The organism is Mycobacterium sp. NS-7484 (genome assembly GCF_001953975.1).
Classification (GTDB): Bacteria; Actinomycetota; Actinomycetes; order Mycobacteriales; family Mycobacteriaceae; genus Mycobacterium.
Genome location: NZ_MBEJ01000039.1, coordinates 1 through 15564, shown reverse-complemented (window position 1 = coordinate 15564; position 15564 = coordinate 1). Strand labels below are relative to the sequence as shown.

Genomic DNA, 15564 nt, shown 5'->3' with positions numbered 1-15564 from the left:
CGGCTGTATCGCGCCGCCGTCATGGCCGGGGCGGCCACGGTCAACACCGGGCTGGCGGACGCGCTGGCCCGCGCCGGCGACGGCGCCGGCGCCGCCCGGATGGCCGATGAGCTGCTGAGCTCCGAGGACCCCGCCGAGCGGGCCACCGCGGTACGGATCGCGGCCAGTATCGCCATGCACGACGGAAACGCCGCCCAGGCCGCCGATCTGTTCCGCTGGCTCGGTCCCTACCCGGACACGGTGATCAGTTCCGCCGGCGCGACCGCCTTCCTGGCCGCCGGGGACGCTGCCGCCGCGCGGGCGTCGTCGCGCTCTGAGGTGACCGGTCCGCCCACCTCGACGGCACGTGCGGCTCGCAACCTGGCCGACGGTTTGGTGCTGTCGCTGGATCAGCCGTTCGCGGTGGCCGTGGCCCGGCTCGGTCAGGCGGTGGCCGCCGAATATCAAGCCGGAGGTGTCACGCCCGATACTCCCGCCGCTTTGGTCACGCTGGCAGCCCTACACGGCGGCGACCCGGTGCGGGCCCGCAGTGTGATCGGACGCACCGTCCGCGCCGACGGGGAAGCCGATGACGCCTGCAGTCCCTTCACCGCGGCCCGGCACCGCTTGTTGCTGGGTTGGGTGAGGATGCAGGACGGTCAGTTCGGCGCGGCCGGGGCCGACGTGTCGGCCGCCGAAGCGGGCCCGGTGCTGCACCGGCGCGACGCGCTGTGGGCCGCGGCGCTGCGAACCGCGATCGCGCGGCGCAGCGGAGACAGCGGCGCCGTCCAGAAGCACTGGTACGCCGCGGTCGAGGTGCTCGCCGAATATTCGATTGATGTGTTCTCCTTGCTGCCGTTGGGCGAGTTGTGGGTCGCCGCCGCGCGCATGCGCCAGGTTGACCGCCTCGAACACACCCTGTCCGAGGCGTGGGGCCTGCTCGAATCGCTCGGCAACCCGGTGTTGTGGTCGGTGCCGCTGCACTGGGCCGGGGTGCATGCCGGGATTCTGGCCAACTCACCCGGCGCGGTCGCCCCGCACGGGCAGGCATTGACGGCCGCGGCCACCCACAGCGTGTTCGCCCGGGCGTTGGCCAACGCCGGCCGTACCTGGCTGCGGGTGTTGGCCAATCACGTCGACACCGATGAGGTGACGTCGGCGGCCCGGGCCCTGGCTCAGTTCGGTCTGACCTGGGACGGCACCCGACTGGCCAGCCAGGCTGCGTTGCAGACGCCGGACGGGCGGGTATCGCAGGCAATGCTGCAGTTGGCGCGTGATCTCAAACAGACGAGCGCGGCCGAAGAGATCGAGGTAGGGCCGGGGCCCGCGGCAACCCCGAGCGGTGCTCCCACCCAGACCGCCTCGACCCCGTCCTCCACCAAGCTTTCCGAGCGTGAACGGGAAGTCGCCGAGCTGCTTCTGCTCGGAATGCCCTACCGAGATATCGGCAGCCAATTGTTCATTTCCGCGAAGACCGTCGAGCACCACGTGGCCCGAATTCGACGACGTCTCGGCGCGGAATCCCGCACCGAAATGCTGTCGATATTGAGGGCAATGCTGTCCCCGCAAGGCTGAGACCTCCACCACAGTCGCCGCGAACTTAGGTAAGCCTCGGTAGCGGTAAGAAACTCCTAAATGTCACTATGAGCTGAAGGAAGCTAAGTTACCGACGGGTAACTATGCTCAAGTTACCGACCGGTAACTCGCGAAATGGAGGCGTTTCTGTGGAGAGTCTCGAACACACCCTGTTTCTGACGCGGCTGGTTCTGGGTGTGCTCGCCACGCTCGTCGTGCTGGTGTTCGCCGCCAGGCGGATATTGTGGCTGACCAAGCTGATCAGCTCAGGCCAGACGGTCGGTGACGAGCGCGGCCGCAAGGATCACCTCGTCCAGCGTTTCCTCAACCAGAACAAGGAAGTCTTCGCCCAATCGAAGCTCCTGAAATGGTCGATCCCCGGCCTCGCGCACTTCTTCACCATGTGGGGCTTCTTCGTCCTGGCCACGGTGTACCTCGAGGCCTACGGCGTGCTGTTCGACCCCGAGTTCCACATTCCGTTCGTCGGCCGGTGGGCGGTGCTGGGCTTCCTGCAGGACTTCTTCGCCGCCGCGGTGCTGGTCGGCATCATCGTCTTCGCGATCATCCGCATCCGGAAGAACCCCGAGCAGCTCGGCCGCGAATCCCGCTTCTACGGCTCGCACAACGGCGGCGCCTGGCAGATCCTCTACATGATCTTCCTGGTCATCCTGACCTACGCGATCTTCCGCGGCGCGGCCGTCAACGTGCTTGGTGAAGACTTCCCGTACCAGTCCGGCGCCTTCTTCTCCGATGGCATGGCCGCGCTGCTGGCCCCGCTGGGTCACACCGCCAATGTGTGGCTGGAGACCATCGCGCTGCTGGCCCACCTGGGCGTCATGCTGGCCTTCCTGCTGATCGTGCTGCACTCCAAGCACCTGCACATCGGCCTGGCCCCGATCAATGTCACCTTCAAGCGCCTGCCCGACGGCCTCGGCCCGCTGCTGCCGATGGAGCACAAGGGCGAGAAGATCGACTTCGAGGATCCCGCCGAGGACGCGGTGTTCGGCCGCGGCAAGATCGAGGACTTCACCTGGAAGGGCAACCTCGACATGGCGACCTGCACCGAGTGCGGTCGTTGCCAGTCGCAGTGCCCGGCCTGGAACACCGGCAAGCCGTTGTCGCCGAAGCTCGTGATCATGAACCTGCGCGACCACCTGTTCGCCAAGGCGCCCTACATCATCGAGGGCAAGCCGATGCCCGAAGAGGGTTCGGTGGACTTCGCCAAGCTCGGGCCCAACGAGCACCGGCACGGTGTGCCCGAGGACGGCTACGAGCGCATCACCGGTTCGGGCCCTGAGCAGGCGCTGCGCCCGCTGGTCGGCACCGAGGAGCAGGGCGGTGTCATCGACCCCGACGTGCTGTGGTCCTGCACCAACTGCGGCGCCTGCGTCGAACAGTGCCCGGTGGACATCGAGCACATCGACCACATCGTCGACATGCGCCGCTACCAGGTCATGGTCGAATCCGAGTTCCCCGGTGAGCTCGGCGTGCTGTTCAAGAACCTGGAGACCAAGGGCAACCCCTGGGGTCAGAACGCCAAGGACCGCACGACCTGGATCGACGAGGTCGACTTCGACGTACCGGTCTACGGCGAGGACGTCGAGAGCTTCGACGGCTTCGAGTACCTGTTCTGGGTCGGCTGCGCCGGCGCCTACGAGGACCGCGCCAAGAAGACCACCAAGGCCGTCGCCGAGCTGCTGTCCGCCGCGGGCGTGAAGTTCCTGGTGCTGGGCACCGGCGAAACCTGCACGGGTGACTCGGCCCGCCGCTCCGGCAACGAGTTCCTGTTCCAGCAGCTGGCCGCGCAGAACGTCGAGACCATCAACGAGCTGTTCGAAGGTGTCGAGACGGTCGATCGCAAGATCATCGTGACCTGCCCGCACTGCTTCAACACGATCGGCCGCGAGTACCCGCAGCTGGGCGCCAATTACTCCGTGGTGCACCACACGCAGCTGCTCAACCGCCTGGTCCGGGACAAGAAGCTGGTGCCGGTCAAGTCCACCGGCGGCCCCGAGGTCACCTACCACGATCCGTGCTTCCTGGGTCGGCACAACAAGGTCTACGAGGCTCCGCGTGAGCTGGTCGAGGCCTCGGGCGTGACGCTGAAGGAGATGCCCCGCCACGCCGACCGTGGTCTGTGCTGTGGCGCCGGTGGCGCGCGGATGTGGATGGAAGAGCACATCGGCAAGCGCGTCAACGTGGAGCGCACCGAGGAGGCGATGGACACCGCCTCGACGATCGCGACCGGCTGCCCGTTCTGCCGCGTGATGATCACCGATGGTGTCGACGACGTCGCCGCGGCCCGCAACGTCGAGAAGGCCGAAGTGCTCGACGTGGCTCAGCTGTTGCTGAACTCGCTGGACAAGAGCGCCGTCACGCTGCCCGAAAAGGGCACGGCGGCAAAGGAATCCGAGAAGCGGGCCGAGGCACGCGCCGAGGCGGAGGCCAAGGCAGCAGCCGCGGCACCGGCTCCGGCACCGGCCGTCGAGGAAGCCGCTCCCGCGGAGGCAGCACCCGCTGCCGAAGCTCCCGCAGCCCCGGCCGCAGCTGCAGCCCCGGTCAAGGGTTTGGGCATGGCCGGTGGCGCCAAGCGCCCCGGCGCCAAGAAGACCGCTGCTCCCGCTGCCTCCGCTGCTCCGGCTGCCGAGGCCGCCGCTCCGGCTGCACCCGTCAAGGGCCTGGGCATCGCCGGTGGCGCCAAGCGCCCCGGCGCCAAGAAGACCGCTGCTCCTGCTGCGTCGGCCGCTCCGGCTGCCGAGGCCGCGCCGGCCGCTGAGGCGCCTGCCGCTCCCGCAGCTCCGGTGAAGGGACTGGGTCTGGCCGCGGGCGCGAAGCGTCCGGGCGCCAAGAAAGCAGCTCCTGCGGCACCTGCTGCGTCAGCTCCGGCCGAAGAGGCGTCGGCGGCTCCCGCTGCCGCTCCCGAGGCCGCCGAACCGGCCAAGCCGGAACCCCCGGTCGTGGGCCTGGGCATCGCGGCAGGCGCACGTCGTCCGGGCGCCAAGAAAGCGGCCAAGCCGGCCGCTGCGGCGCAGGCTCCCGAGCCGACGCCGGAACCGGCTGCGGCGACGGAACCGGCCGCAGCAGAGCCGTCGGCCCCGGCGGACGAGAAGCCTGCCGAGCCCGCCAAGCCGGAGCCTCCGGTGGTGGGCCTGGGCATCAAGCCCGGCGCCAAGCGCCCCGGCAAGCGCTGAGCAGTTCCCTGACGCACCGAACGGCCACCTCCCCGGGGAGGTGGCCGTTCGGCTTTTCGGATCAGCCCTTCCCGTACGGCTTGGCCTTGACCGGCGGGACCGCGACGACCGGCGCGACGGTTCCCGAGTTGGTGATGGTCGTCGTCTGGCCGATTGTCATCTTGCCGCTGGGGATGAGGCCCTGACCGTCGGGTGCACTGGTCAGGGGCGCACCGATGACGCCAATCGTGATGAGGGCGCTGCCGCCCAGGACAGCAGCCAGGGTGTTGGCCCGGAGAATGTTGATTGTCATGTGCTTGCCGATCAGGTGAAGTGATGTGGTCCGGAGTCACCGCGTTGAGCTGGGGAATCCGGATACCGCGTACGTGTCACCATGGTTTCGCAGAAATTTGCTCGACGCGCGCCGGCCCAAGGGAATCCACAGCGGTTTGGCACACGAGACGCAGGAACGATGCCGGCTGACTGTGGTCTCGGCCACCCCCGACATCGGCAAATTCCAAAATCAGTGGACGGTGATGAGACCATGGTGGGCGTGACTACCCATCAGTTGCCGTGGCAGACCGGACAGCACCCGAAGCCGCGTACGTTTGCCCAGTCCACGAAATTGCAGGACGTCCTGTACGAGATCCGCGGACCGGTACACGAGCACGCCACACGGCTGGAAGCTGAAGGGCACCGCATCCTCAAGCTCAACATCGGCAATCCGGCGCCGTTCGGCTTCGAGGCACCCGACGTGATCATGCGTGACATGATCCAGGCGCTCCCGCACGCGCAGGGGTATTCCGACTCCAAGGGCATCGCCAGCGCGCGCCGGGCCGTGTTCACCCGGTACGAACTGGTCGAGGGCTTTCCCAAGTTCGACATCGACGACGTCTACCTGGGCAACGGGGTCTCCGAGCTCATCACCATGACCCTGCAGGCACTGTTGGACAACGGTGACCAGGTGCTCATCCCGGCGCCCGACTACCCGCTGTGGACGGCGTCCACAGCACTGGCCGGCGGCACCCCGGTGCACTACATGTGCGACGAGACCCAGGGCTGGAATCCCGATGTCGCCGACATCGAATCGAAGATCACCGAGCGCACCAAGGCCATCGTGGTCATCAACCCGAACAACCCCACCGGTGCGGTTTACAGCCGCGAGACGCTGGAGCAGATCGTCGAGCTGGCCCGCAAGCATCAGTTGCTGCTGTTGGCCGACGAGATCTACGACAAGATCCTCTACGACGACGCCAAGCACATCTCGCTGGCCACGCTGGCGCCCGACCTGTTGTGCCTGACGTTCAACGGCCTGTCCAAGGCCTACCGGGTCGCCGGCTACCGCTCCGGCTGGCTGGTCATCACCGGCCCCAAGGAGCATGCGACCAGCTTCATCGAGGGCATCAGCCTGCTGTCGAACATGCGGCTGTGCCCCAATGTGCCTGCCCAGCATGCCATTCAGGTGGCGCTGGGCGGCCATCAGAGCATCGACGACCTGGTGTTGCCGGGTGGCCGACTGCTCGAGCAGCGTGACACCGCCTGGACGAAACTCAACGAAATCCCCGGCGTGTCCTGCGTGAAGCCCGCCGGTGCGCTGTACGCGTTCCCCCGGTTGGACCCCGAGGTACACGACATCCACGACGACGAGCAGCTGGTGCTCGACCTGTTGCTGCAGGAGAAGATCCTGCTGACCCAGGGCACCGGATTCAACTGGCCCACACCGGATCACCTGCGCATTGTCACCCTGCCGTGGTCGCGGGACCTGGCCCAGGCGATCGAGCGCCTGGGTAACTTCCTGGCCGGCTACCGGCAGTAGGTGTCCCGCCGAGACGACGGTTTCTGGCGCCAATCTGCCCAGAATCAGCCAGAACCCGTAGTGTCGGCGCATCGGTGACCCCACAGCCACCCCCTCTACGCTGTGCGAGTGGCGCACACCCATTCCCACTCCCACTCGTTGGCCGGCCCGTCCCCGCTGGGCCCGCTGGCCGCCCGCATCGTGGTCGGCCTGCTGGTCGCCATCGGTGTCGCGGTGCTCGCCGGCGCTGCTTGGCTGTGGCCCAGCCAGCAGAAGGTGGACATCCCGCTGCCGTTCCAGAATGCCGCCGGGGGCGCCGTCACCACTGAATCCGGGCACGTGGTGTCCAGCACCCTGGCCGACTGTGGCAGCCCGTCGGCGGGCGCCGTACTGACCGCCGCACCCCGACCGGCAGTTCCCGGTGGCGGCACCTGCGTGCAGAACCTGGTGGCCATCGACTCCGGGCCGAACCAGGGCGCCAAGACCCTGCTGGAATTCACCACCGGGCCCGGCCAACCCAATCTTGTTGCCGGCGACGATATTCGGATCAGCCGGCAGGTCGACGAGGCCGGCACGACGAGCTACGCCTTCTTCGACTATGAGCGCACCTGGCCCCTGGTTCTGCTCGCGCTGGCGTTTGCGGTCGTGATCGTCGCGGTGGCCCGCTGGCGGGGACTGCGCGCCATTGTCGGCATCGCGGTGGCCTTCGGGGTGTTGATGATCTTCCTGCTGCCGGCGCTGCGCGACGGAGCCCCGGCCATCCCGGTGGCCCTGGTGGCCTCGGCGGCGATCCTCTACGCCGTCATCTATCTGGCCCACGGCGTCAGCCTGCGCACCAGCGCAGCCCTGCTGGGCACCCTCACCTCACTGCTGCTGGCCGCGCTGCTGTCTTGGGCAGCAATCGAATTGGCCCATCTGACCGGGCTTTCCGAAGACCAGAACAACGAGGTCGCGGCCTACATGGGCAACGTGTCGATCACCGGATTGCTGCTGGCCGGGTTCATCATCGGCTCACTCGGTGTGCTCAACGACGTCACCATCACCCAGGCCTCGGCGGTGTTTGAGCTCGCCGAGCACGGCGGTAGCCGGAGGTCGATTTTCACCGGCGCCATGCGGGTGGGCAGCGATCACATCGCCAGCACGGTCTACACGCTGGTGCTGGCCTACGCCGGCAGCGCGCTGCCGCTGCTGTTGTTGTTCAGCGTGGCCAACCGGTCACTGGCCGACGTGCTGACCGGTGAGAGCGTGGCGATCGAGATCGCCCGGTCCGCAGTGGGTGGTATCGCCCTGGCCCTTTCGGTGCCGTTGACGACGGGGATCGCCGCGGTGCTGGCCACCCCACAAACCAGCAGGCAGTGACCCGGCACGTTTGACCGGCACCGCCCGGGGTACCCGGCGACGGTGAGCCAGCCCCATCACAGCGACGTGACCCTCGAGGTCGACGGATCACGCCGTCAGCTGACCGTCGACAACCGCATGACCCTGCTGGACGCCCTGCGGGAAACGTTGGGGGTGACCGCACCGAAGAAGGGGTGCGACCACGGCCAGTGCGGGTCGTGCACCGTCTTGCTGGGCGGCCGCCGCGTGACCACCTGCCTGACGTTCGCCGTCGCTGCCGACGGGGCGCAGATCACCACGGCGGCCGGACTGGAGCAGGACGGTGAGCTGCATCCGGTGGCGCAAGCGTTCTGCGACGAGGACGGCTTCCAGTGTGGCTACTGCACGCCCGGCCAGATCTGTTCTGCCGTCGGCATGTTGGACGAGGCCAAGGCTGGGTCGCCCAGTTTCGTCACCCCCGACCTCGATCTGCCTCCGATCCTCACCGATGAGGAGATTCGCGAACGGATGAGTGGCAACCTGTGCCGCTGCGCGGCGTACCCGAACATCGTCGCGGCGATCGGGCGGGCGTCGACCCGATGAAACCGTTCGACTATCACCTGGCCACCAGCCCGTCCGACGCGGTGGCGACGCTGACCACCCACCCGCGGGCGGCCTATCTCGCCGGCGGAACCAATCTCGTCGACCACATGAAACTTGGTGTGGCCGAACCTGATCTCCTGGTCGACGTCAGCCGGCTCGAGCTCTCCGAGATCGCCACGACCCCTGACGGCGGCGTGCGGATCGGTGCGAATGTCCGCAACAGCGATCTGGCCGCCGACCCGGTGATCCGCTCGCACTACCCGATGCTGTCGCGGGCGCTACTGTCCGGCGCGTCGGGGCAGCTGCGCAACGCCGCCACCACAGCCGGAAACCTGCTGCAGCGCACCAGGTGTGTGTACTTCCAAGATGTCACCACACCGTGCAACAAGCGGGCACCCGGCAGCGGCTGCTCGGCGGTCGGCGGATATGTCCGCTACCACGCGATCCTGGGCGCCTCCCCACACTGCGTTGCGGTACACCCCTCGGACATGGCCGTGGCGATGAGCGCTCTCGACGCCCAGGTGGTGGTGCAGACCGCCGACGGCGAGCGACGGATCCCGGTCGACGAGTTCTACCGGCTGCCCGGCGATGAACCCGACCGCGACACCGTGCTGGCACACGGCGACCTGATCACCGCGGTCGAGTTGCCCGCCCCACCCGCAGACGCGGCCTCCGATTACCGCAAGGTCCGCGATCGTGCCTCCTATGCCTTCGCGTTGGTGTCGGTCGCGGCCGAGCTGACCTTCACCTCGACATTCCAGATCGGCTCGGCGCGTATCGCTTTGGGCGGGGTGGCACACAAGCCGTGGCGGGCGCGGCGGGCCGAAGAGATGCTGCGCGGCGATCAGCCCTCACCGGAAAACTTTGCCGCGGCGGCCGATGCCGAGCTTCGGCAGGCCGAGCCGTTGCCGGGCAACGAGTTCAAGGTGGAGTTGGCCCGCCGCACGCTTGTCGCCCAACTACGCATGTTGACCGAGCGGAGACGGCCATGACGATCCTCGAACCGCACGCGATCGGCCAACCGACGGCCCGCACCGACGGCCGGGCCAAAGTCACCGGCACCGCGCGCTACGCGTTCGAGCACCGCGTCGAGGACCCGGTCTACCTGCATCCCATCCAGGCCACCGTCGCCCGCGGTCGCGTCGCCGCGATGGACACCGCCGCTGCCACCGCGCTCGACGGAGTGCTCGACGTGCTGACGGTGTTCGACGCCCCGACCCTGGCCGACACCTCCGACGGCGAACTGTCCATCCTGCAGGACGACCGCGTGCACTTTCGCGGTCAGATCATCGGCGGGGTGGTGGCCTCAACGGCCGAGATCGCACGGGAGGCAAGCAGTCTCGTGCGTGTGCACTATAGCGAGGAACCGCACGACACCGAACTGACCGCCGACCATCCGAGGCTGTACACACCCGAGTCGGTCAATCCGTCGTTTCCGCCGGATTCCGATCAGGGAGACGTGGATGCGGCGCTGGCCACCGCCGCGGTGACCGTGGATCAGACCTATCGCACGCCCATCGAGCACAACAATCCGATGGAGCCGCACGCCTGCATCGCCCAATGGGCCACCCGCGCCGGACAGCCGGCGGTGACCTTGTACGACTCGACACAGGGCGTACACGTCGTGCGCAAGACCCTCGCACCGATCCTGGGACTGCAACCCGAACAGCTGCGGGTCATCGCGCCGCACGTGGGCGGCGGTTTCGGTTCCAAAGGAGCACCGCACGCCCATGACGTCCTGGCCCTAATGGCCGCCCAGCGGGCGAACGGGCGACCGGTGAAACTGACGCTGACCCGCCAACAGATGTTCTCCCTCGTCGGCTATCGCACGCCGACCATCCAGCACCTGCGGTTGGGCGCGGACAAGGACGGCCGGATCTCCGCCTTCGTCCACGACGTCGTCGAACAGACTTCGGCCGTCAAGGAATTCGCCGAGCAGACCGCCGTCACCTCCCGCAAGATGTACGCCAGCCCCAACCGGCGCACGTCGCACCGGCTGGCCGCCCTCGACGTGGCGGTGCCGTTCTGGATGCGCGCACCGGGTGAGTGTCCGGGCACCTTCGCCGCCGAGGTCGCGATGGACGAACTCGCGGTGGCCTGCGATCTGGATCCGATCGAGCTGCGGGTGCGCAACGACCCCGACGTCGATCCCGAATCGGGCAAGCCGTGGTCCGGCCGCCACCTCGTCGAGTGTCTGCGGACCGGCGCCGAGCGCTTCGGTTGGTCTCCACGCGATCCCCGTCCGGCCAAATACCTTGCCGGACGCTGGTATATCGGCACGGGCGTGGCCGCCGCCACCTATCCGGGTATGGCGATGGAGGGCAACACCGCGCGGATCAGCCACGCCGAATCTGGTTGCTACACCGTGCAGATCGGTGCCGCCGACATCGGCACCGGAACGTGGACCGCGTTGGCCCAGATCGCCGCCGATGCCCTGGGGTGTGAACTCGCCGCGGTCGACCTGCAGATCGGCGACACCGACCTGCCGCAGGCCTCGGTGGCCGGCGGCTCGTCGGGCATCACCTCGTGGGGTTCGGCGATTGTGGCCGCGGCCAAGCAGTTTCGTCGTGAGCACGGCGACCACCCACCGGTCGGGGTGTCCTCGGAAGCCGAGGCACCGCAGAATCCCGATGCCGAGAAGTTCACCGTGCAATCCTTCGGCGCCCACTTCGTCGAGGCCCACGTCAACTGTGACACCGGTGAGATCCGGATCCCACGCATGCTCGGGGTCTTCTCGGTGGGGCGGGCCATCAACGCGCGTACGCTGCGCTCGCAGTTGATCGGCGGCATGACGATGGGGCTGTCCATGGCGTTACACGAGGAGAGCGTCCGCGACCCGCGCTTCGGGCACGTCGTCACCCAGGACCTCGCCTCGTATCACATCAGCGCCCACGCCGACGTCACCGACATCGACGCGATCTGGCTCGACGAGGTCGAGGAACACCTCAACCCGATGGGCTCGCGCGGTGCGGGCGAGATCGGCATCGTCGGCGCCGCCGCGGCGGTGGTCAACGCCGTTCACCACGCCACCGGGGTGCGCGTCCGCGATCTCCCGGTCACCCTCGACAAGGTGCTGCCGGCGTTGCCCTGATCGTCAGCCGGCGAGATCTTTTTCGGTCAGCTCGGTGGCGGCCAGCGCCGCAGCCAGGGTGTCATGCCGGAACACCGACGTGACGTGGTCGTGCACCACGCGGAACGCGGCCGCGCCGGCATGCGAGGTGCCGTCGGCGCTCGTGACGTTCTGTTCGACGACGACGACGCCGTCATGCACATACATCCGCCCCGGCGTCACCGTCGCCCCGGCCGATGCCGCCCACTCTCGCAAGGCGGCATGCCCCTGGGCGGCCCCGGCGGCATCACCCAGTTCGATGTCGTCGCTGGACAGCTTGATCAGGGTGTCGATGTCGTCGTCATTCAGCGCGTCGTGCCAGGCCAGTACCGTGGCGATCTCGGATGTGGTCATGAACGAAACGTACGCCACTCAGTACGGCGTGCGGTCGAGCCAGGCGTCCCAGACGGCAGTGTCGCCGAACACGTCCAACCCGAGGTCGGTGGCACTCCGCCGGCGGGTGACGGCCAACAGCAGGTCATGCGCGGGGCCGCGCAACGCGACGCTGCCCTTGCCGTGACTGTGCGACCATCCGAGGCCGTCCTCGTCGTGCTCCACCGTCCACTCCCCCGTCGGCCCGAGCTCGTCGTCGGTGGCGTGCAGATGGATGCTGGAGCCCGACGGCAGCGGATCGGCGTGCCGCTTGGTGGCCATCACCGTGGTGATCTCAAGCCACTCACTGACGGCGTCGGCGGCCAGATCGGCCGGCAGATCGAAGTCCGTCCCGACCGCCAGCGCCGCGTCGGCGCGGTGCACCGTCGCCTCGTGCAGCCGCCGCCGGATCCACCAACCCCCGGGTTTGGGGCCCAGGAACGTCCACACCCGGGCGTCGGTGCCGATCTGGTCGACGGATTTGAGGACTTGGGCCGCACCGGTATTGAGCCAGTCGATCGCGGCCTCGGGATCGTCCGGTGGCCTGCCGTCATGCACTTCGCGCGGGTCGAGGGGTGAGACCCGGCGCTCGGAGATGATCTGTGCCGCCCAACGGTTTCCGCGGCCGACATGGCGGAACAGTTGCTTGAGCGTCCAGTCCGGGCATGACGGCACCGGCGTCTCGGGATCGTTGGCGGCGATCAGCTCCCCGAAGATCCGGGTCTGGTCGAGCAGGGCGGCTCGGAAATCCACGTCACGAACCTACCGCTGTGCGCGCCTTTCCGAGTGCTATCGGCAGAGTCGACCAACCCCGCAGGATGCGGGTGTCGCGGCGGCTGGCCGCACCGGCGATCCGGGCGTCGGGAAACCGATCGAAGAAGGTCTGCAGACCCACCTGTCCTTCGGCCCGGGCCAGGGCGGCGCCGAGGCAGAAATGCCGGCCACCCGAGAACGACAGGTGACGACCGGCGTTCTCCCGCTCGATGTCGAAGCGGTGCGGGTCGGTGAACACCGCGGGGTCGCGATTGGCCCCGGAGAGATGCACGATCACCAACTCCCCCGCCTTCACCTGCGTGCCGGCGACTTCGGTGTCGACGCGGGCGGCCCGGGCGCTCATCAGCACCGGGGAATCCAGCCGCAGGATTTCCTCGACGGTGTTCGGCCACAGCTCGGGGCGCGCCGACAGCGTCTGCAGGTGCTCGGGGTGATCGAGCAGCATGCGGATGCCGTTGCCCAGCAGGTTGACCGTCGTCTCGAACCCGGCGGCCAGCACCAGGCCGGCCAGCGCCCGCAGCTCGGACTCGGTGAGCGGGTCACCGGCCGCGCCGGCTTCGGAGGCCTTGATGACCTCGCTGAGCAGATCGTCTCCGGGCGCACGACGCAGCTGGCGCAGGTGCTCGGTCAGCCAGGTTTCGAAGCCGTCGATGCCCTGGTTCACCGTGCGGTACTGCCGCCACGACAACCCGATGTCGAGGCTGGGTGCGCCGAGCTCACCGAAGCGCAGGATCTGCGAACGGTCGCTGTCGGGAACACCCAGGATGTCGCTGATCACCGAGACCGGCAGCTGCGCGCAGTAGCGTTCGACGACGTCGACGACGCCGGCGTCGTGTTCCATCGAGTCCAGCAGGTCGTTGGCAGTCTGCTGGACCCGCTCACGCAGCCGGGAGACCGCACGCGTCGTGAACACCGACGAGACCAGCTTGCGGTAGCGGGTGTGATCGGGGGGTTCCACCGCGAGCAGGGACGGCGGCAGCAGCGGGTGCAGCTTGCCGGTGTCGGTCTTGTCGGCCACCCAGCGCAACGGACGCGGCAGGTTGCCGCCCAGCCGGGACACCCGGAAGTCGTCGGACCGCAGCAGATCACTGGCGACGTCGTAGTGAAACGTCATCAGGACCGCACGGCCGCGGACGATCGGCCCGATCTGGCGCATCTCGTCGGCGAACGGCGCCGGGTCGGCGCGCACCTGGGGATCGGCGATCAACCGAGCCTGCGGATCACCGCGCCGCATCCCGACCGCGGATATCCCCCTGACCACTCCGTGGATGGCCATCCACCGGATCTGTTCCCGCATGGATCGAGCCTACGACCGCCCATTTTGTTCTACAACCGTCAAACAGCAGCCACCGGGCGGCCGAGGGCGAACACCCGCCAACCGGCTTCCCGCCACCGCTGGCTGTCCAGGCAATTACGGCCGTCCACAACAACTTTGACGCGGACCGTGTCGGCGAGTTCCACCGGATCGAGGTCGACGAATTCTGCCCACTCGGTGAGCACGAGCACCGCGTCGGCCCGGTCGCAGGCTTCGATGATCGAGGTCGAGTAATTCAGCGTGGGGAACACCCGCTGCGAGTTGTCCATCGCCTTGGGGTCGTAGACGTTGACCGCGGCCCCGTTGAGCTGCAGCATCCCCGCCACGTTGAGCGCCGGGGAATCCCGCACATCGTCGGATTCGGGTTTGAACGCCGCGCCCAGGACCGCGATGTTGGCACCCAGCAATGATCCCCCGCAGGCCCGGGTGGTCAGCTCCACCATGGCGGTGCGGCGGCGCATGTTGATGCTGTCGACTTCACGCAGGAATGTCAGGGCATGGTTGGCGCCGAGCTCACCGGCACGGGCCATGAACGCCCGGATGTCCTTGGGCAGGCAGCCACCACCAAAACCCAAGCCGGCGTTGAGGAATCGCCGGCCGATGCGCGGATCGTAGCCCAGTGCGTCGGCCAGCAGGGTGACGTCGGCGCCGACGGCCTCGCACACCTCGGAGATCGCGTTGATGAACGAGATCTTGGTGGCCAGGAACGCGTTGGCCGAGACCTTGACCAGCTCGGCGGTCTCCAGATCGGTGACCAGGAACGGCACGCCGTCGGCGATCATCGGCGCGTAGAGTTCCCGCACCGCTGCCTCACCACTGGCTCCGTCTGCCCTCGTCGCGTGCGGGCCCGAATCCCGCTGCACCCCAACGACAATGCGGTCCGGGTGCAGCGTGTCGTGTACGGCGTAGCCCTCACGCAGGAACTCCGGATTCCAGGCGATCTCGACGTCCACATCCGCCGGCGCCAGCGCGCGGGCCCGCTCGGCCAGATCGGCCGCGGTGCCGACCGGGACGGTGGACTTGCCGACGATCACCGCGTTGCGGCGCAACCGCGGCACCAGGGTGTCGATGACGGCGTGCACGTGGCGCAGATCGGCGCTGTAGTCACCTTTCTTCTGCGGGGTGCCGACCCCGAGAAAGTGCACATCGGCGAAGTCGGCGGCCTCGTCGTAGTCGGTGGTGAACCGCAGCCGTCCGGCGGACAGATTGTCGTTGAGCACCTTGCGCAGGCCGGGTTCATAGAACGGGATGTCGCCCGCGGCGAGTTTGGCCACCTTTCCCGGGTCGATGTCGACCCCGATCACCTCGTGGCCGAGCTCGGCCATCCCCGCGGCATGTGTCGCGCCCAGATAGCCGGTACCGAATACGGTGCATCGCATACTGACTGGATAGGCGGTGCGGATGAGCTAGCCGCTACGTGACACTGAGCGGCAGGCCAACGTCAGGTGACGGTTGTCAGTGCCCGCCGAACGGGAACGGCCACATGGGCCCCCCACCACCGGAGCCGTGTGAACCACCGGAGCCACCCGAGCGGCCGGGATTCCAGTCGCCGGAG

Annotated in this window: 12 protein-coding genes; 7 read left to right on the top strand and 5 right to left on the bottom strand. The window is 68.1% G+C overall.

What is annotated here, in order from left to right:
• A partial coding sequence (gene iniR / locus A5733_RS08765; protein WP_142253871.1) for an isoniazid response ATPase/transcriptional regulator IniR occupies positions 1-1554 on the top strand: 1554 nt, incomplete at its 5' end.
• A gap of 149 nt (positions 1555-1703) precedes the next feature.
• A complete protein-coding gene (locus A5733_RS08760; RefSeq protein WP_067766896.1) occupies positions 1704-4745 on the top strand; it encodes a (Fe-S)-binding protein in 3042 nt (1013 codons plus the stop codon).
• Between the two features lie 61 nt (positions 4746-4806).
• On the opposite strand, the gene A5733_RS08755 is transcribed toward A5733_RS08760, so the two are convergent.
• Positions 4807-5037: a hypothetical protein gene (locus A5733_RS08755; protein ID WP_067766899.1), complete on the bottom strand. Its 231-nt coding sequence runs from the start codon at positions 5035-5037 to the stop codon at positions 4807-4809.
• A gap of 213 nt (positions 5038-5250) precedes the next feature.
• Here A5733_RS08755 and A5733_RS08750 point away from each other — a divergent pair, with 213 nt between their 5' ends.
• The 5 genes from A5733_RS08750 to A5733_RS08730 all read left to right on the top strand — a co-directional run bounded on the left by A5733_RS08750 (position 5251) and on the right by A5733_RS08730 (position 11530).
• Complete coding sequence (locus A5733_RS08750; protein WP_067766902.1) at positions 5251-6540, top strand: pyridoxal phosphate-dependent aminotransferase; 1290 nt, start codon at positions 5251-5253, stop codon at positions 6538-6540.
• 108 nt (positions 6541-6648) lie between these two features.
• Complete coding sequence (locus tag A5733_RS08745) at positions 6649-7878, top strand: YibE/F family protein (RefSeq protein WP_142253869.1); 1230 nt, start codon at positions 6649-6651, stop codon at positions 7876-7878.
• A 42-nt stretch (positions 7879-7920) separates the two neighbouring features.
• Positions 7921-8439, top strand: a complete 519-nt coding sequence (locus tag A5733_RS08740; protein WP_067766908.1) for a 2Fe-2S iron-sulfur cluster-binding protein — start codon at positions 7921-7923, stop codon at positions 8437-8439.
• A complete protein-coding gene (locus A5733_RS08735; RefSeq protein ID WP_067766923.1) occupies positions 8436-9431 on the top strand; it encodes a xanthine dehydrogenase family protein subunit M in 996 nt (331 codons plus the stop codon). The genes A5733_RS08740 and A5733_RS08735 overlap by 4 nt, the downstream gene beginning before the upstream one ends.
• A complete protein-coding gene (locus tag A5733_RS08730) occupies positions 9428-11530 on the top strand; it encodes a xanthine dehydrogenase family protein molybdopterin-binding subunit (RefSeq protein ID WP_076239836.1) in 2103 nt (700 codons plus the stop codon). The genes A5733_RS08735 and A5733_RS08730 overlap by 4 nt, the downstream gene beginning before the upstream one ends.
• A 3-nt stretch (positions 11531-11533) precedes the next feature.
• Here A5733_RS08730 and A5733_RS08725 read toward each other — a convergent pair whose 3' ends face one another.
• Genes A5733_RS08725 through A5733_RS08710 form a run of 4 tightly spaced genes read right to left on the bottom strand, consistent with a single transcriptional unit; the run spans position 11534 to position 15388 of the window.
• On the bottom strand, positions 11534-11902 hold the full coding sequence (locus A5733_RS08725; RefSeq protein WP_067766926.1) for a nuclear transport factor 2 family protein: 369 nt from the start codon (positions 11900-11902) through the stop codon (positions 11534-11536).
• An 18-nt stretch (positions 11903-11920) separates the two neighbouring features.
• Positions 11921-12673, bottom strand: coding sequence for a maleylpyruvate isomerase family mycothiol-dependent enzyme (locus tag A5733_RS08720; RefSeq protein ID WP_067766914.1), 753 nt, complete (start codon positions 12671-12673; stop codon positions 11921-11923).
• A 1-nt stretch (position 12674) separates the two neighbouring features.
• A complete protein-coding gene (locus tag A5733_RS08715; protein WP_067766917.1) occupies positions 12675-13991 on the bottom strand; it encodes a cytochrome P450 in 1317 nt (438 codons plus the stop codon).
• 38 nt (positions 13992-14029) lie between these two features.
• Positions 14030-15388 (bottom strand): UDP-glucose/GDP-mannose dehydrogenase family protein, encoded by a 1359-nt coding sequence (locus A5733_RS08710; RefSeq protein WP_076239835.1) that lies wholly within the window; start codon positions 15386-15388, stop codon positions 14030-14032.
• Positions 15389-15564: the final 176 nt, after the last annotated feature.

Coding starts and splice junctions, on each gene's coding strand:
- A5733_RS08755 (WP_067766899.1), bottom strand. CDS start 5,037: ATGACAATCAACATTCTCCGGGCCAACACCCTGGCTGCTGTCCTGGGC.
- A5733_RS08730 (WP_076239836.1), top strand. CDS start 9,428: ATGACGATCCTCGAACCGCACGCGATCGGCCAACCGACGGCCCGCACC.
- A5733_RS08715 (WP_067766917.1), bottom strand. CDS start 13,991: ATGCGGGAACAGATCCGGTGGATGGCCATCCACGGAGTGGTCAGGGGG.
- A5733_RS08735 (WP_067766923.1), top strand. CDS start 8,436: ATGAAACCGTTCGACTATCACCTGGCCACCAGCCCGTCCGACGCGGTG.
- A5733_RS08710 (WP_076239835.1), bottom strand. CDS start 15,388: ATGCGATGCACCGTATTCGGTACCGGCTATCTGGGCGCGACACATGCC.
- A5733_RS08725 (WP_067766926.1), bottom strand. CDS start 11,902: ATGACCACATCCGAGATCGCCACGGTACTGGCCTGGCACGACGCGCTG.